The 15,733-nt window shown below is 74.5% G+C and carries 16 protein-coding genes; 3 read left to right on the top strand and 13 right to left on the bottom strand.

Features of this window, described 5'->3' with window-relative positions; all coding sequences use genetic code 11:
• Window positions 1–474 precede the first annotated feature (474 nt).
• Window positions 475–1,776, bottom strand: coding sequence for a hypothetical protein (locus ACH4SL_RS05880; RefSeq protein WP_398442172.1), 1,302 nt, complete (start codon window positions 1,774–1,776; stop codon window positions 475–477).
• A gap of 745 nt (window positions 1,777–2,521) precedes the next feature.
• Here ACH4SL_RS05880 and ACH4SL_RS05875 point away from each other — a divergent pair.
• From ACH4SL_RS05875 to ACH4SL_RS05865, 3 genes are all read left to right on the top strand, one after another.
• Window positions 2,522–2,986 (top strand): MarR family winged helix-turn-helix transcriptional regulator, encoded by a 465-nt coding sequence (locus ACH4SL_RS05875; protein WP_398442171.1) that lies wholly within the window; start codon window positions 2,522–2,524, stop codon window positions 2,984–2,986.
• On the top strand, window positions 2,983–3,540 hold the full coding sequence (locus tag ACH4SL_RS05870; protein ID WP_398442170.1) for an isochorismatase family protein: 558 nt from the start codon (window positions 2,983–2,985) through the stop codon (window positions 3,538–3,540). Before ACH4SL_RS05875 ends, ACH4SL_RS05870 begins: the two co-directional genes overlap by 4 nt.
• Before the next feature lie 77 nt (window positions 3,541–3,617).
• Window positions 3,618–4,403, top strand: a complete 786-nt coding sequence (locus tag ACH4SL_RS05865; protein WP_398442169.1) for a hypothetical protein — start codon at window positions 3,618–3,620, stop codon at window positions 4,401–4,403.
• Here the strand turns inward: ACH4SL_RS05865 and ACH4SL_RS05860 are convergent.
• The 12 genes from ACH4SL_RS05860 to ACH4SL_RS05805 all read right to left on the bottom strand — a co-directional run bounded on the left by ACH4SL_RS05860 (window position 4,372) and on the right by ACH4SL_RS05805 (window position 15,620).
• Complete coding sequence (locus ACH4SL_RS05860) at window positions 4,372–5,124, bottom strand: ZIP family metal transporter (protein ID WP_398442168.1); 753 nt, start codon at window positions 5,122–5,124, stop codon at window positions 4,372–4,374. The genes ACH4SL_RS05865 and ACH4SL_RS05860 overlap by 32 nt on opposite strands.
• A gap of 63 nt (window positions 5,125–5,187) precedes the next feature.
• A complete protein-coding gene (locus tag ACH4SL_RS05855; RefSeq protein WP_398442167.1) occupies window positions 5,188–6,177 on the bottom strand; it encodes an SGNH/GDSL hydrolase family protein in 990 nt (329 codons plus the stop codon).
• A 135-nt stretch (window positions 6,178–6,312) separates the two neighbouring features.
• The gene (locus ACH4SL_RS05850; protein ID WP_398442166.1) at window positions 6,313–8,181 is read right to left on the bottom strand and encodes a transketolase; all 1,869 of its coding nucleotides are present in this window, start codon (window positions 8,179–8,181) and stop codon (window positions 6,313–6,315) included.
• 129 nt (window positions 8,182–8,310) lie between these two features.
• A complete protein-coding gene (locus ACH4SL_RS05845; RefSeq protein ID WP_398442165.1) occupies window positions 8,311–9,162 on the bottom strand; it encodes an amino acid ABC transporter permease in 852 nt (283 codons plus the stop codon).
• Window positions 9,159–9,803, bottom strand: a complete 645-nt coding sequence (locus ACH4SL_RS05840) for an amino acid ABC transporter permease (RefSeq protein ID WP_398442164.1) — start codon at window positions 9,801–9,803, stop codon at window positions 9,159–9,161. The genes ACH4SL_RS05845 and ACH4SL_RS05840 overlap by 4 nt, the downstream gene beginning before the upstream one ends.
• Window positions 9,803–10,750, bottom strand: a complete 948-nt coding sequence (locus ACH4SL_RS05835) for a glutamate ABC transporter substrate-binding protein (protein ID WP_398442163.1) — start codon at window positions 10,748–10,750, stop codon at window positions 9,803–9,805. The genes ACH4SL_RS05840 and ACH4SL_RS05835 overlap by 1 nt, the downstream gene beginning before the upstream one ends.
• A gap of 51 nt (window positions 10,751–10,801) precedes the next feature.
• Window positions 10,802–11,545, bottom strand: coding sequence for an amino acid ABC transporter ATP-binding protein (locus tag ACH4SL_RS05830; RefSeq protein WP_398442162.1), 744 nt, complete (start codon window positions 11,543–11,545; stop codon window positions 10,802–10,804).
• Between the two features lie 9 nt (window positions 11,546–11,554).
• Window positions 11,555–11,806: a TfoX/Sxy family DNA transformation protein gene (locus ACH4SL_RS05825; protein ID WP_031515493.1), complete on the bottom strand. Its 252-nt coding sequence runs from the start codon at window positions 11,804–11,806 to the stop codon at window positions 11,555–11,557.
• A 204-nt stretch (window positions 11,807–12,010) separates the two neighbouring features.
• Window positions 12,011–12,706, bottom strand: coding sequence for an MBL fold metallo-hydrolase (locus tag ACH4SL_RS05820; RefSeq protein ID WP_398442161.1), 696 nt, complete (start codon window positions 12,704–12,706; stop codon window positions 12,011–12,013).
• An 84-nt stretch (window positions 12,707–12,790) separates the two neighbouring features.
• Complete coding sequence (locus ACH4SL_RS05815) at window positions 12,791–13,573, bottom strand: exodeoxyribonuclease III (protein WP_398442160.1); 783 nt, start codon at window positions 13,571–13,573, stop codon at window positions 12,791–12,793.
• A gap of 35 nt (window positions 13,574–13,608) precedes the next feature.
• On the bottom strand, window positions 13,609–14,250 hold the full coding sequence (locus ACH4SL_RS05810) for an MBL fold metallo-hydrolase (protein ID WP_398442159.1): 642 nt from the start codon (window positions 14,248–14,250) through the stop codon (window positions 13,609–13,611).
• A 125-nt stretch (window positions 14,251–14,375) separates the two neighbouring features.
• Complete coding sequence (locus ACH4SL_RS05805) at window positions 14,376–15,620, bottom strand: alpha/beta fold hydrolase (RefSeq protein ID WP_398442689.1); 1,245 nt, start codon at window positions 15,618–15,620, stop codon at window positions 14,376–14,378.
• Window positions 15,621–15,733: the final 113 nt, after the last annotated feature.

Genomic DNA, 15,733 nt, shown 5'->3' with positions numbered 1-15,733 from the left:
GTTCCCCGCGCCCCTTACACCCCGGGGTGCCACTTACGGCGATCCGCGCGACCAACGCCGAGTGGGCGGCTGAGCGCGCAGTTCCCCGCGCCCCTTGCACCCCGGGGTGCCACTTACGGCGATCCGCGTGACCAACGCCGGGTGGTGGGCCGGTCGCGCAGTTCCCCGCGCCCCTTGCACCCCGGGGTGCCACTTGCGGTGATCCGCGTGACCAACGCCGGGTGGTGGGCCGGTCGCGCAGTTCCCCGCGCCCCTGGGGGGCACCGCCCTGCGCTCGCACGGGCCGGGGGTTGCGTGCGGAGGGTGGGCGTTTTTGGGGGCGCGGGGAACTGCGCGCTCAGCCCCCACGCGCGGAAGATCGCGTAAAGCACCTCACGGGGCACCCCGGGGTGCAACAAGGCGCGGGGTAGTGCGCGCGTGACCCACCGCCGGCAGCAAGCTCCCGCCGGCGGGGAAAGCTCGGGCCCCGAGGGGTCAGCCGCGGAGGAGGGCCGCGGCGAGGTCGCGGCGGCAGGGTGGGGCCACGCGGGCGGCGGCGGCGAGGAGGAGGGACGTCAGGGCGGGGCGGGCCCGGGCGACGTCCGCGGCGGCGTCCGCGGGACGGGCGCGGGCGACCGTTTCGAGGAGCTCCGCCGCCTCGCCGGTGTGCCCGGCGGAGTGCAGGAGGTCGGCGACCACCGCGACCTCGGCGGCGGGCCGGGCGGCCGTCTGGTGCAGCAGCGTACGGGCGTGCTCGTCCCGCCCGTCGGCGGCGAGAGCCGCCACCGCGTCGGCGACCGCGGCGGGCGGCAGGGCCGCGACCTCCCACAGGAGGGTCCCGGCGTCGGCGGCGAGCCCCGTGCGCTCCAGGGCCCGTACGACGTACGGGAGGCGTTCGGCTGGCCCCTGCGCGGCAGCGCTGAGGGCGAGGTAGGCGGCCCCGCTGTCACCGGCGGCCCGCAGCCGCAGGAGCCGGGCGGCTTCCGCGCGGGCCTCCGCCGTCCAGCGGGGGTCGGGCGCGGGCGGCCCGGAGCGTACGGCCTCCTTCGGCGCCCCCGCGAACCGCGCGCCCCGCGGCGCGGGTGCGGGCTCCGCCGTGGGGCGGGCCGCACCCCCGTCAGCGGTGGCTCCCGCGAACCGGGCGCCCCGAGGCACGGCCTCCTGCGCGGGTGCCCCCGCGAAGCGGGCCCCGCGCGGCGTGGCGTCACGCGCCGGTGCGGCTTCCTCCACCGGCGCGGCGGCCGCCGCCTCGTACGCCCCGGCGAACCGGGCGCCCCGCGGCCGCCCCGTCGGGCCGGGCTCGGCCGGGCCCTTCTCTCCCGCGGCCGGGAGCACTGCGCCCAGCCTGCTCTGGAGGGCGGCCCGGCGGGCGGCGGCCCGCTCCAGGTCGTCCTGGCTCCAGGCCAGGAATCCCGCGCGGGAGGCGCTCGGCCTGCGCGCGTGCGCACGGGCCGCGTCCCGCGCGCGGGAGGCGGCCGCCTCGTGCGCGCGCTCGGCGGCGGCGAGCCGGGCGTACAGCCGCGCACCGGCGCCGGGACGGGCGTCCTCGGCGGCGACGGCGGCGGCGTGCAGGCCGTGGACCCTCCCGACGTCCGCGGGACCGGCGTCGGAGGCCCCGGCGTTGCGGGCGAGGTCGCGCAGGACCGTGCGGACGACGTCCCAGGGCGGCACCTCGTGCCCGGTCACATGCGCGCGGGCCGCGTCGGCGTCGCGCCGGGCGTACTCCGCGTACCACCCGGGCCGGTCGCCCAGCGCGGTGAGCAGGGAGCGGAAGCAGTGCAGGAATTCCGGTGTCAACAGCTCCTCCGTCGGCCGCCGCCGGGCAATCGGACGCGGCCGGATGCCATGGGGCGTGTTCGGCCCCGGCACCCGGCGCGCACGTCGGACACGGCATTGGACACCCGCCGCGTTACGGCGCTGCTACGTACCGTTTTCGAGCGCCGACCGATCCCCCACTCACCCGTCCGGCGGCCCCGCCCGGCCCACCCCACCCGCACCACCCGTGCCCGGCCGACCCACCCCCCGCGCACCACCCGTGCCCGATCACCCCGCCGCTCCCCTGCCAACCGGCAACCCGACCGCCTCGGCAACCCGGCAACCCCGGCCACCTCCAACCACCCGGCCGCCCCGGCAAGCTCCGGCCGCCCAACCGTCCGACCACTCGGCCGCCTCCGGCCACTCGACCACCCCGGTCAGCTCCAACCGCCCTGACCACCCTGACCACCCCGGCCGCCCCGGCCGCCCCGACCAGTTCCGGCCACCTCCAGCCACTCGACCGCTCTGGGCCGCCCCCGGTCACCCGACCAGCCCCGGCCACTCGACCACCTCGGCCAGCTCCGGCCGGACCACCCGGCCACCCCGGCCGCCTCCAACCGCCCTGACCACCCCAGCCGCCTCCCCCGCCCGGGCCGGGCCCCAGCCACAGCCCCCCTGCCCCCCGGCGGCCGGGCCGGGCCAAGCCGCCCTCCCGCGACCGCACACACCCACCCCCTTTCGACAGCCAAACTTGCAAGTTTCCCTGCCCCGCTCCTACCGTGGCGGCGTGAGCAGCCAAGGCGCCGGGACGGCGGACGAGCTGGCCACCGTCATCGCGCGGCTGTCGCGGCGGATGCGGGCGGCCTCCGCGGAGGCCGAGCTGACGCCGTCGCAGCAGTCGGTGATGGCGTGGCTGGCCCGCGAGGGGCCGACGGCCACCGCCGCGCTGGCGCGCGGCGAGTTGGTGCGGCCGCAGTCGATGCGGATGACGCTCGCCGCGCTGGAGGAGCGCGGGCTCGTCGCCCGCGCCCCGCATCCCACCGACGGGCGGCAGGTCGTCTTCTCGCTGACGGCGAGCGGCAGCGCCCTGCTCGGGTCGGGCCGCGCGGCCCGGCGCGGGTGGCTGGCCGACGCGATCGACGGCCGGCTCACCCCGCAGGAGCACCGCACGCTCGCCGCGGCGCTCCCCCTGCTCCGCCGTCTGGCGGAGTCCCCGCACGACAGCAACCCCTCAGGAGATGTCCCGCAATGACCGCGACCACCCTCGACCCGCGTACCGCCCTGGTCGTCATCGACCTGCAGAGCGGCATCGTCGGGCTGCCGACCGCCCACCCGGCGGACGGCGTCGTCGCCCGCAGTGCCCGGCTCGCGGCCGGCTTCCGGAAGGCCGGGCTGCCGGTCGTCCTGGTGAACGTCACGGGCGTCGCGCCCGGCCGTACCGACGGCGGCCCGGCGACCGTCACGTCCTTCCCCGCGGAGTGGACGGAGCTGGTGCCCGAGCTGGACCGGCAGCCGGAGGACATCACCGTCTCCAAGCGCCAGTGGGGCGCCTTCTACGGCACCGGCCTGGACATGGAGCTGCGCCGCCGCGGCGTGACGCAGATCGTGCTGTGCGGCATATCGACCAGCATCGGCGTGGAGTCCACCGCGCGGGACGCGTACGAGCACGGCTACCACGTCACGGTGGCGACCGACTCGGTCACCGACACCGACCTCGCCGCGCACGAGCGCTCGGTCGGGACGATCTTCCCGCGGCTGGGCGAGACCGGCACCGCCGACGAGATCCTGGCGCTGCTGCCCGCCTGACCCGCGCCACCGCAGCCGGCTACGGCCCGGTCCGGGCCGTAGTCGGTACCGCTCGAACAACGCTACGATGCCGCGCCATGAGCGACGACCTCCGGAATCTGGTCCTGGGCCTGCTCGCCGCCGCCGTGTGCGTGGCGGCCGGCTGGTACGCCCGCAGCTATCTGTGGCAGCGCAGGCTGCGGCGCAAGCAGCGCTTCTTCGGGCTGCCGACGGATTCCGAGTGCCTGCTCGTGGTGCCGCGCGACCCGGGCTCGCGCAGCTGGAGCCTGGCGCGGCACGACGCCTTCGCGCTGCTGGAGCTGGCCGCCGTGATCAAGGAGTGCGGGGCGCACACGGAGGTGCTGGCGCACGACACGTCCTGGCAGGGCTTCGGCGCGCGCACCGAGTTCTGCGTCGGCGGCCCGGTGGAGAATTCCCGGCTGGCCGCGCACGTGCGCTCGATGCTGCCCGGTGTGGAGGTCAACACCGACCCCGCCCCCGGCCCCCTGCAGGGCGCGATCACCATCGGCGGCAGCGCGTACGAGATGGAGAAGGGCGCGGTCGAGTACGTGCTCCTGGCGCGGCTCGCGGCGGCCGGCGACACCGGCAACGACCGCCCGGTCTTCCTCTTCTCGGGCCAGCGCGGCATCGCCACCCAGGCGGCGGCGCGCTACCTGGCCCGGCACCATGTGCGGCTGGCCCGCAAACACGGGGTGGACGGCACGTTCTGCCTGCTGCTCAAGGTGGTGAATTCCCAGTCCTACGGCTCGGACGTCGTGGAGCTGGTGGCGGACGTGACCAAGCAGGCCGCGGTGACCTCCCGGTCCGCCGCCCGCGCGGCGGCCAAGAAGCTCAGTCAGCGAGACCAATCACCAACCACATGATGCCGGTCCCGGCGACCGTGCACAGCAGCGTGGAGCTGGAGGGGTGCGGGCTGTGGGCCTCGGGCAGGATGTCCGAGGTCGCCAGGTAGAGCAGGAAGCCGGCGAAGAAGCCCAGGTAGAGGCCGAGCGCCCCGGACGGGATGGTGAAGGCCAGCGTGACCGCGGCGCCCGCCACGGGGGCGAGCGCGTCCGCGCCGAGCAGCATCTGCGCACGGCGCTGCCCGTTCCCGTACATGCGGGTGATGGTGTACGTGTTGAAGCCGTCCGCGAAGTCGTGCGCGACGACGGCGATGGCCACGACGATGCCGACGGTGCTGCCCGCCTGGAAGGCGGCGCCGATCGCGAAGCCGTCCATGACGCTGTGGCCGACCAGGGCCGCGGCGGCGGTGATGCCGATGCCCTTGACGGGGTCGTGGGCGTGCCCGTGGCCGTGCGCGTGCGGGGCGTACTCGCCCTCGTGGGCGCGGTGGATGGCGACCGAGCGCTCGATGATGTGGAGCGCGAGGAAGCCCGCGACGAACATCAGCAGCGCCGCGGGCACCCCGAAGACCACCCTCGGCTGGGTCTCCAGCGCCTCGGGCAGCAGATCGAAACCGACGACACCGAGCATCAGCCCGGCGGCGAGTCCGAGGACGAGGTGGCGGCGGTCTCCGATGCGGTGGGCGACGATTCCGCCGATGAGTGTCATGGCGAAGGCGCACGCGGCTATCAGGACCGGCATGGATCGATGATCCATGACGCCGCGCGCGCCCGCGACTCAGGGTCGCCTAACCCGCGGTCCAGCTCAGCGGCGGTGCCCGCGGCCCTCCAGGGTGTCCGTCAGCGCGGCGGCCATCGCCCGCTCGCCGGCCGCGTTCGGGTGCGCGGCAGCGGCGGGCGGGGCGGGGGTGAGCTGCTCGATCCAGCGGTCGGCGGGCGCCTGGCACATGTCGTGGCCGACGGTCGGGCCGTAGGTGTCGGTGTACGACGCGCCGCCGAGCAGCGCCTCGACCCGGAGCATGGCGTTGAGCTTCTTCTCGGTGGAGCGCAGGTAGGGGACGTCGCCCGCGGCGAAGGGCACGGCGGGGAAGCAGCCGGGGCCCTGGTCGGGCAGCAGGTCGGGGTAGCCGACCACGACGACCTTCGCGTGCGGGGCCTGCCGGTGGACGGCACGCAAGACCTTGGCGATCTTGGGGGCGGTCTGCAGGACGTTGACGGTGAGCTGGTCGGTGCCGCTCGCGCCGTAGTGGTCCTTGCAGGGGCTGCCGGTGGGGGCGGTGACGCTCAGGCCCGCGCAGGTGGCGATGATCGAGCCGAAGCCGACGTCGTTGCCGCCGATCTGCAGGGTGACCAGGTCGGTGTCGCGGGTGACGGCGGTGAGCTGGGCGGGGTTGGTGCCCTGGGCCTGCCACATCTGGACGGTCGTGGCGCCGCCGCAGCTGACGTCGGTGAAGCCGCGGTAGTGCTGGGCGGCGGCGACGAGCGAGGGGTAGTTGTGGTCGGACCGCACGCAGTTCGCGTCGACCTGGGCGGGCACACCGGGGGCCGAAGTGTAGGAGTCGCCGAGCGCGACGTAGTCGACCGCGGGCCTGGTGTGGGCGGGCGGCCTGCCGTGGTGGCCGCCGCTGTGCGGGCCGGTGTGCGCGGCCGCGGGGCTGACGGCCGCGGCGGTGAGGGCGAGCGCCCCGCCGATCGCCGCGGCCCCGAGGGCCGCCGCCCGCCGCCCGGCGCGCCCGGGGGGCTGCTCCGCCACCGTGCCCGCGCTGCCCCTGCCCGTACCGGATATCGCCGCCATGCGGCCCCTCCCCTGCATCGACTGACGTCGAGCAAGGCTTCAGCCGCGCGCGGTGCGCTGTCAATGGGCAGGACGCACTTGCGCCACGCGGGCGTCACCCGGCGTTGGTGTACGCCCCCGGACCGGGGTACGCGCTCAGGTCGCGACGAGCTTGCGGGCCGCGGCGGCGATGGAGGCGGCGTGGATGCCCGCGGCGTCGAGCTGCTCGGCGGGGGTCGCCGAGCCCGGCATGGTGAAGACGCCGAGCCGGGTGTGCCGGGGAGTGGGGAAGCCGTTGCCGAAGGACTCCATGACGGCGTCGGCGAGGCCGCCCTCGGGGTGGTGGTCCTCGGCGATGACGAAGCGCCCGGTGGCCTCGGCGGCGGTGCGCAGCGCCTGGGTGTCGACGGGCTTGACCGAGTAGAGGTCCAGCACCCGGGCCCGGATGCCGTCGGCGACGAGCTGGTCGGCGGCGGCCAGCGCCTCGTGCACGGTGACGCCCGCGCCGATCAGGGTGACCTGGTCGTCGGGGTGGGAGCGCAGCACCTTGCTGCCGCCGACCGGGAAGGCGTCGTCGGGGCCGTAGATGACAGGAGTGTCGCCGCGGGTGGCGCGCAGGTAGCTGATGCCGGGGCGGTCGGCCATCGCGGTCATGAGCTGCACGGTCTGGTTGGCGTCGCAGGGGTAGAGCACGGTGCTGCCGTGCAGCGACCGCATCATGGCCAGGTCCTCCAGCGCCATCTGGGAGGGGCCGTCCTCGCCGATCGCGACGCCCGCGTGGGTGCCGACGACGTTGATCCTCGACCGGCTGACCGCGGCCATCCGCAGGAAGTCGTGGGCGCGGGTGAGGAAGGCGGCGAAGGTGGAGGCGAAGGGCGTCCAGCCGCACACCCCGAAGCCGACGGCGGCGCCGATGAGCTGCTGCTCCGCGATGTAGCACTCGATGTACCGCTCGGGGTGGTCGGCGGCGAAGAGCTGGGCCTTGGTCGAGTCGCCGACCTCGCCGTCCAGCACCACGATGTCGTCGTGCAGCGAGCCCAGCGCGGCCAGCGTCTCGCCGAAGGCGGTGCGGGTGGCGACGGGCGAGCCGCCGGTGGGGTAGCGCGGCAGCGCGGTGTGCGGGTCCCCGCCGCCGCGCTCGGGCGCCGCGGCGTCCGGCGGGGACTGGACCTCGACCCGCAGGTCGCGGCGGCCGCCGAGTTCGGCTATGGCCTCGTCGGCGTCGGGCACCGGCTTGCCGTGCTTGCCCTCCTGGTTCTCGACCGCGGCCACGCCGCGGCCCTTGCGGGTGCGGGCGATGATCGCGGTGGGGGCGCCGCGGGTCTCGCGGGCCTTCGTCATGGCCTGGTCGATGGCGCCGATGTCGTGGCCGTCGATCTCGACGGTGTGCCAGCCAAAGGCGCGGATCCGCCGGGCGTACGCGTCGAGGTCCCAGCCGTGCCGGGTGGGGCCGCGCTGGCCGAGCCGGTTGACGTCGACGATCAGGGTCAGGTTGTCCAGACCCTCCATGCCGGCGGCCTCCATCGCCTCCCACACCGAGCCCTCGGCCATCTCGCTGTCCCCGCACAGCACCCAGGTGCGGTACGGCAGCTTGTCCAGGCGCGCGCCGGCGAGCGCGACGCCGACGCCGATGGGCAGGCCCTGGCCGAGCGAGCCGGTGGCCACGTCGACCCAGGGCAGCCGGGGGGTGGGGTGGCCCTCCATGCGGCTGCCGCGCTTGCGGAAGGTCAGCAGCTCGTCGTCGGTGATGGCGCCGACCGCCTTGTAGGCGGAGTAGAGCAGTGGAGAGGCGTGGCCCTTGGAGAGGATCAGATGGTCGTTGCCGGGGCGGTCCGGCTCGGCGAAGTCGTAGTGCAGGTGCCGGGCGAGCAGTACGGCCATGAGGTCGGCGGCCGACATCGACGAGGTGGGGTGCCCGGACCCGGCGGCCGCGGCGGCCCTGACCGAGTCGACGCGCAGCTGCTGCCCCAGCTCGGCGAGGTCGGTGTCGCTGGTGACCGGGGTGTGGGTGATGGTGTCGTTCATGGCGCCGTCGTCCTCCTCGCGGGGTCGGTCCGTCCCTGGGGTGCGGCTGCCCGGGACAGGCCAGGGCAAACCGGGAACGCGTACCGTGCGGGGGCGGCGACCGCGGGTGACCGTGCCGGGTCCCCGGCGTCAGATCTCCGGCGGCAGGTCGGTCCGCACGGGCACGGCCTCGGCCTTGGGGCTGCGCCGCTCGTGCCGGGCGAGCCGGTTGGCGCACCACGACAGCAGCATGCACATGCCGATGTAGATGGGCGCGATCACCATCACCACCGGGATGAAGGGCAGGTCGTAGTCGAGGTTGGTGGCGATGAGCTTCCCGGAGTAGAGGAACTCCTGGTAGGTGATCAGATAGCCGAGCGAGGTGTCCTTGAGGGCCACCACCAGCTGGCTGACGATCGCCGGCAGCATCGCCCGGGCCGCCTGCGGCACGAGCACGTACGCCATGACCTGCGTCTTGCGCATGCCCAGCGCGTAGGCCGCCTCGCGCTGGCCGCGCGGCACCGCGTTGACGCCGGAGCGGAAGACCTCGGCGAGCACCGAGCCGTTGTAGAGGGTCAGGCCGATGATCAGCGCGATCATCGGGTCGAACTTCAGGGCGATGAAGATGAAGAAGATCATCACCAGCAGCGGCATGGCCCGGAAGAACTCCACGACCAGCGCGCTCACCCAGCGCACCACCCGGTGGTCGGACAGCCGCCCGGCGGCGAAGACCACCCCGAAGACGAGCGAGGCCAGCGCCGCCCAGCCGAAGGCCTTGAGGGTGTTCTTCAGCCCCGTGAGCAGCAGCCGCTGGATGCCCGCGTAGGTGAAAGGCCGCCACTTCACCGCCGAGAACTGCCCGGTGTCGACCAGCTTGTACACGACGAAGCCGACGAGCGCGGCCAGCAGCGCCGTGGTGATCCAGGCGTAGAGCCGGTGCCGGGCCAGGGCGCGCGGGCCGGGGATGTCGTAGAGTGCGCTGCTCTCGGACGCGGCGGTCACCTGGCCACCCCGAACTTCCGCTCCAGCAGGGCGAACAGGCCCGCCAGCGCGAGCGTGACGACGAGGTAGCCGACCGCGATCCACACGAAGGTCCACACGATGCTGTAGCCCAGTTCGTTGAGCGGTTTGTAGGTGCCGAGCAGCTCCGTGACGGAGAAGGACCCGGCGATCGCGGAGTTCTTGGCCAGCGCGATCAGGGTGGAGCCGATCGGCGAGATCACCGAGCGGGCCGCCTGCGGCAGCACGACCACCGCGAGCGTCTGCGTGAAGGTCATGCCGAGGCTGCGGGCCGCCTCGCCCTGGCCGAGCGGGACGGTGTTGATCCCGGACCGCACCGCCTCGCAGATGAAGGCCGAGGTGTACGCGCCGAGCGCCAGGATCGCGAAGACCTGGAAGGGCAGCACCACCCCGAACCGCGGGAGCCCCAGCAGCACCGCGAAGAACAGCAGCGTGAGCGGGGTGTTGCGCAGCACCGTCACCCACACCGTGCCGAACACCCGCAGCGCCTTGACCGGCGAGACCCGGCAGCCCGCGACGATCACCCCCACCACGAGTGACAGCGCCCCGGCGAGCAGCGTGAGCTGCACGGTGCCCCACAGGCCCTTGCCGTAGAGCGAGAAGTTGTCGGTCAGGACGTCCATCAGCCGCTCCCCGGGTAGCGGTCCACCGGCGGCGGTTCCGGCGCGGGCACGCCGGACAGGCCGAGCGTGGCGTCGTAGGCCCGCTTCCAGTCGCCGTTGCGCTCGTGCGCCACGATCGCGTCGTCCAGCGCGAGGCGCAGCGCGGTGTCGGACCTGCTCACGCCGATCCCGTAGGGCTCCTTGGAGAAGGGCCTGCCGACGACCTTCATCTCCTTGGGCGCCTTGGCCGCGTAGCCCACCAGGATCGCGTCGTCGGTGGTCACGGCGTCGACCTGGAAGGTGAGCAGGTTGTCCACGCACACCGAGTAGGTGTCGTACGTGACGGCGGTCGCGTCCGGGTAGTCGGACTGGATGCGCTGGATGGAGCTGGAACCGGCCGCGGAGCAGACCTTCTTGCCCTTGAGGTCCTGCGGCCCGTGGATGTCGTTCTCGTCCGCGCGCACCAGCAGGCTCTGCCCGGCCATGTAGTAGGGCCCGGCGAAGCCCACCTGCCGCTTGCGCAGGGGGTTGATGGTGTAGGTGCCGACGTACATGTCGATCTGGCCGTTGCTCAGGGAGGTCTCCCGGTTCGCGGACGCGATGGCCTTGTAGGTGATGCGGCTGGCCGGGAAGCCCAGGGAGGCGGCCGTCATCCGGGCGATCTCGATGTCGAAGCCCGAGTAGACGCCGGTGGCGGGGTCCTTCTCGCCCAGGTAGGGCTGGTCGTCCTTGACGCCGACGACGAGCCGGCCGCGGCTGTGGGCCCGCCTCCAGGTGGGCGAGGCGGGCAGCGAGAAGGAGCTGTCGACGCGGTAGGTGGGCAGGTCGCCGGGCTTGGGGCCCTTGACGGGCGGGCTGCCGGAGCGTCCGCAGCCGGCCGCCGGCGCGAGGGCGGCGAGCGCGATCAGGACCAGCAGCAGCGGGACGGCGGCCCGGGGGGTACGGGTACGGCGTGGCGTGGCGGTCACGTGAGAGGGGTCCCGGCGGGTCGGCGGCACAGGGGTGTCGGCAGGTGGGGGTCAGTGGTGGAGGATCTTGGACAGGAAGTCGCGGGCCCGGTCGCTGCGCGGGTCGGTGAAGAACTCCTCCGGCACCCGGTCCTCGACGATCCGCCCGTCGGCCATGAAGACCACCCGGTCCGCCGCCGACCGCGCGAAGCCCATCTCGTGGGTGACGACGACCATCGTCATGCCCTCCTCGGCGAGCTGCTGCATGACCTCCAGCACCTCGTTGATCATCTCCGGGTCGAGGGCGGAGGTCGGCTCGTCGAAGAGCATCGCCTTGGGCTCCATCGCGAGCGCCCGGGCGATCGCGACGCGCTGCTGCTGCCCGCCGGAGAGCTGCGCGGGCAGCTTGTCCGCGTGGGCCAGCAGGCCGACGCGGTCGAGGAGTTCGCGGCCGCGGCGCACCGCGTCAGCCTTGGCGCGGCGGCGCACCTTGAGCGGTGCGAGCGTCACGTTGTCCAGGACGGTGCGGTGCGCGAAGAGGTTGAAGGACTGGAAGACCATGCCGACGTCGGCCCGCAGCCGGGCGAGCGCGCGGCCCTCGGCGGGCAGCGGGCTGCCGTCGACGGTGATGGTGCCGGACTGCACCGGCTCCAGCCGGTTGATCGCGCGGCACAGCGTGGACTTGCCCGAGCCGGAAGGGCCGACGACCACCACGACCTCGCCGCGCGCCACGGTCAGGTCGATGTCCTTGAGCACATGGAGCTGCCCGAAGTGCTTGTTGACGCCGTCGAGGACGATCAGCGGCTCTGCCGGCATACCGCGGGATCAGCCGAGCACGCGGTGGACGAGCGTGTCGCGCTCGGTCTGCGGGATCGCGGTCCACCGCATCCCGCGCAATGCGCCTTCGAGGGCCAGCAGGGTGTGGGTGCAGGCGTCTTCGGGCAGTTCCGGGCGGATCTTCTCGAAGGCCCGCCCGGAGCCCAGCCGGCGCAGTTCGCCCGCGTCGTCGACGCCCGCGCGGCGCAGGCGTTCGGCGAGCACCGCCCCGATGTTCGGCAGCTGCTGTAGGGAGTCCACGTGGTGCCTCCGGTTGCACGGCTGTGAGGTGGGTGTGGAGGAGGGTCGGATCAGGGAACGTGTGCCGCCATCATGCACATATGCCGTGCCGCAGCCGGTCGATCACGCCCTTGACACGCCCTGCCCGTCCCCCGCCACGCCGTGCACGCCACCGTTTCGAGTGACACCGCGCTCACCGGGTGGACGCCGGGCGGCCGCGTGCGGTCAGCCGTCCGCGCCGGGTGCGGCGGCCGCGCGCAGCGCCTCGCAGCCGCCGTGGAGGAGCGGCTCGCCGTGGCCGAAGCAGACCACTCCGGCGTCGAGCGCGGCGAGCCGCCGGTAGGAGGCGAGGGCGCGGTCGGGGTCGGTGTGGAAGACGCCGGGCATGACCTGGCCGACGTTGGCGGCGGTGTCGCCGGTGAACAGCACACCGGGGCCGGGCAGGTGGACGGCGATGCTGCCGTCGGTGTGGCCCGGTGTCCACAGCACCTCGGCGCCGCCGCCGAAGTCCAGCGTGTCGCCCTCCTCCAGCTCGCGGTCCACGGTGACGGGCGGGGCGGGCGGCAGCGCGGGGATTCCCGCGCGGATCGGCACCTCCCACTCCCGCAGGACCGGGGGCGGGCCGGGAGCGGCGCCGGTGACCACCGGCGCCTCCAGCCGGTGGGCGAGGACGGCGGCGCCGGTCGCCGCGCGCAGTTCCGCGGCGCCGCCGGTGTGGTCCTCGTGGAAGTGGGTGAGCACGATGTGCCGGATGTCGGCGGGGTCGCGGCCCATGTCCCGGACGGCCGCGGCGATGTCGCCCGCGGAGCCCGCGGTACCGCTGTCGATGAGTGTCAACGCGTCGTCGTCGGACCACAGATAGGCGGAACCCACCGGGAACCGCAGCATGTGCAGGGTGGGGAGCAGCTCGATCGTCTCCATGGCCGGGACCGTAGCCGCGCCGCCGCACCGGTTGGGGGCCGTTTCGCCCAGGGCGCACGGCCGGTACGGGCCCGGCCCGGCGGCTCAGACGTCGAGGTCGACCACGACCGGGGCGTGGTCGGAGGCGCCCTTGCCCTTGCGCTCCTCGCGGTCGACGTACGCGTCCGAGACGGCCTTGGCGAAGGGCGCGTTGCCGTAGACCAGGTCGATGCGCATGCCGCGGTTCTTCGGGAAGGCCAGCTGGCGGTAGTCCCAGTACGTGTACGGGTGGTCGTACTTGAGCGGGCGCGGCATCACGTCGGTCAGGCCGGTGCCGCGCAGGGCGGCGAGCGCCTCGCGCTCGGGGGCCGTGACGTGCGTCTGGCCCTCGAAGGGGGCGGTGTCCCAGACGTCCTCGTCGGTGGGCGCCACGTTGTAGTCGCCGAGCACCGCGAAGGGCAGGTCGCCCGTGGCGCTGTCGGCCACGGCCGCGCGGAGCGCCTCGAACCACTCCAGCTTGTACGCGTAGTGCGCGTGGCCGATCTCGCGGCCGTTGGGCACGTAGACCGACCACACGCGGACCGAGCCGCCGCACGTCGCCGACACCGCGCGGGGCTCCTGCACCCCGTCGTAACCCGGGCCGCCGGGCAGGCCCTTGACCACGTCGGCCAGGCCCACCCGGGAGATGACCGCCACTCCGTTCCACCGCCCGTCGGCGTTGACGGCCGCCTCGTACCCCAGCTCGCGCAGCTCGTCGTAGGGGAACTGCGCGTCCGAGCACTTGGTCTCCTGGACGCACAGGACGTCCGTGCCGCTGCTCTCCAGCCAGCCGAGCAGGCGCGGCAGGCGGGCGGTGATCGAGTTGATGTTCCAGGTCGCGATGCGCATGTCCCCAACCTAGCGGCTGGGTGTGACAGCCGGTCTCAGGCGCCGGTGTCCTCGCCGGACGCCAGGCGCAGGTGGTCGGCGCCGCTCAGGTTGCCGAGCTGCATGTCGTACATCGGCCGGGCCAGGTCGGCGAGCAGCGCGTCGTGCACGTCGACCGTGCGGCGCGGCTTGACCTCGCGGACGTAGTCCACGATTTCGGAGAGCTTGTTCCAGGGCGCCATGACCGGCAGCAGCAGCGTGTCCACCGGGTGCCCGGGGACGGTGAGCGCGTCGCCGGGGTGGAAGACCGCGCCGTCCACGAGGTAGCCGACGTTGGTGATGCGCGGGATGTCCGGGTGGATCACGGCGTGCAGCTCGCCGTGCACCTGGACGTCGAACCCGGCGGCGGTGAAGGTGTCGCCGTGGCCGACGGTGTGCACGCGCCCCGGGAAGGCCGCGGAGAGCTGGTCGGCGACGCTCGCGAGCGTCCACAGCTCGGCCGCCGGGTTGGCCTCCAGGGCGGCGCGCAGCTTCGCGGGGTCGAAGTGGTCGGGGTGCTCGTGGGTGACGAGGATGACGTCGGCGGCCGCCGCTGAGTCGTCCTCGCTGAAGACGCCGGGGTCGACGACGAGCGTCTGCCCGTCCTTGACCAGCCGGACGCAGGCATGCCGCTTCTTGGTCAGCTTCACGAATTCCATCCTTGCCAGGACGTCGGCGGGACCTGCCGGTCCCTCGGATTCCCCCGCCCGGTGCGGGCCGGGGTCGAACCGGCGGGGCCGCGCACGGCGGCGCCCGCTCTCCCTGCGGCGTACGGGTCCGCGGCCTACGGATGCCCGCCGGTCTCCTCCTCGACGACCGTGCGGGCGGCACTGATCGCGGCGCGCGCGGCGGGCAGCCCGCAGTAGACCGAGGCGTGCACGAGCACCTCCTCGATCTCGGCGGGGCTCAGCCCGATCCGCAGCGCGCCCCGTACGTGGTCGGCCAGCTCGCCGAGCTGGCCGGTCGCGGTCAGCGCGGTGAGCGTGACGCACGCCCGGGTACGGCGGTCCAGGCCCGGCCTGGCCCATATCTCGCCCCACGCGTAACGGGTGGCGAAGGCGTCGAAGCCGCTGCCGAAGCCGTCGGGGGCGGCGGGCGGCCGGTCGGTGGCCGCGCTGCCGCCGATGATCTCGCCGCGCATCCGCATCCCCGCCGCGAGCTGGTCGGGGGCGGGGGCCGCCACCCGGGGCGCGGGCAGCGGCGGGACGGGCGGCGGGGGCTGCGGCACCGCGGCGGCCGGGTCCTGCCAGGCGGTGGCGAAGTGCGTCGCGAGCAGCTCGCCGACCGCGCCGGGCTCCTCGACGGGCGCGAGGTGGCCGGTGGCGGGCACGACGGCGAGCCGCGCGTCGGGGATGCCGGCGACGAGCGCGCGGGCGTCGGCGGGCGGCGTCTCGGTGTCGTCGGCGCCCGCCACGACCAGGGTCGGCACGCTGATGCTGCCGAGCGCGTCGCGGATGTCGAAGGCGGCGAGCGCCTCGCACGCGGCGACGTAGCAGGCCTGGTCGGTGGTGGCGACCATCCGCACCGCCCACTCGGTGATCGCCGGCTGGGTGGCGAGGAAGGCCTCGGTGAACCAGCGCTGGAGGTTGGCCTGCGCGGTGCGCTCCAGGCCGTTGGCGCGCACCACGACACCGCGCTGCCGCCACATGTCGGCGGTGTTGAAGCGCGGCGACGCCGACACCAGGGCGAGGGCCGCGACCCGGTCGGGGCGCAGCAGGGCCAGCCGGGCGCCGATGGCGGCGCCGAGCGCGCAGCCCGCGTAGCCGAAGGTGTCGATGCCCTCGTCGTCCAGGACGGCGAGCAGCCGCCGGGCCAGGTCGTCGACGGACGACGCGGGCTCGGCGGGCGCGCCGCCGTGACCGGGCAGCTCGTAGCGCAGCACCCGCCAGGTGGTGCTGAGCGCCGGCAGCTGCCGGTCCCACATGTGCCAGGTGGCGCCCAGGGCCGGCCCGAGGACGAGCACGGGTCCGGTCTCGGGGCCGTCGAAGCGGTACTGCAACGGCGGGGCGTCCTCGTACAGGTCGTCCATCTCGTCGTCCGCGGGCACCACCTCGGCCGGCAGGCCGCCCGCGTAGTCGGCTGCCGCGCCCACGGGCGCCTCGGTCGTCAGCTCGCTCATCGCTTCACGCTACCTACTCCGCC

Origin of the sequence: Streptomyces sp. NPDC021020, from assembly GCF_044333285.1 — a bacterium.
Taxonomy (GTDB): Bacteria; Actinomycetota; Actinomycetes; order Streptomycetales; family Streptomycetaceae; genus Actinacidiphila.
The sequence above is the reverse complement of the archived record's forward strand: the minus strand, read 5'-3'. Positions and strand labels throughout refer to the sequence as shown.

What these genes read in the sequence shown, in the direction of transcription:
- ACH4SL_RS05850 (WP_398442166.1), bottom strand. Translation starts at nt 8,181, where the DNA reads ATGAACGACACCATCACCCACACCCCGGTCACCAGCGACACCGACCTC.
- ACH4SL_RS05840 (WP_398442164.1), bottom strand. Translation starts at nt 9,803, where the DNA reads ATGGACGTCCTGACCGACAACTTCTCGCTCTACGGCAAGGGCCTGTGG.
- ACH4SL_RS05865 (WP_398442169.1), top strand. Translation starts at nt 3,618, where the DNA reads ATGAGCGACGACCTCCGGAATCTGGTCCTGGGCCTGCTCGCCGCCGCC.
- ACH4SL_RS05870 (WP_398442170.1), top strand. Translation starts at nt 2,983, where the DNA reads ATGACCGCGACCACCCTCGACCCGCGTACCGCCCTGGTCGTCATCGAC.
- ACH4SL_RS05820 (WP_398442161.1), bottom strand. Translation starts at nt 12,706, where the DNA reads ATGGAGACGATCGAGCTGCTCCCCACCCTGCACATGCTGCGGTTCCCG.
- ACH4SL_RS05805 (WP_398442689.1), bottom strand. Translation starts at nt 15,620, where the DNA reads ATGGACGACCTGTACGAGGACGCCCCGCCGTTGCAGTACCGCTTCGAC.
- ACH4SL_RS05855 (WP_398442167.1), bottom strand. Translation starts at nt 6,177, where the DNA reads ATGGCGGCGATATCCGGTACGGGCAGGGGCAGCGCGGGCACGGTGGCG.
- ACH4SL_RS05830 (WP_398442162.1), bottom strand. Translation starts at nt 11,545, where the DNA reads ATGCCGGCAGAGCCGCTGATCGTCCTCGACGGCGTCAACAAGCACTTC.
- ACH4SL_RS05860 (WP_398442168.1), bottom strand. Translation starts at nt 5,124, where the DNA reads ATGCCGGTCCTGATAGCCGCGTGCGCCTTCGCCATGACACTCATCGGC.
- ACH4SL_RS05810 (WP_398442159.1), bottom strand. Translation starts at nt 14,250, where the DNA reads ATGGAATTCGTGAAGCTGACCAAGAAGCGGCATGCCTGCGTCCGGCTG.
- ACH4SL_RS05815 (WP_398442160.1), bottom strand. Translation starts at nt 13,573, where the DNA reads ATGCGCATCGCGACCTGGAACATCAACTCGATCACCGCCCGCCTGCCG.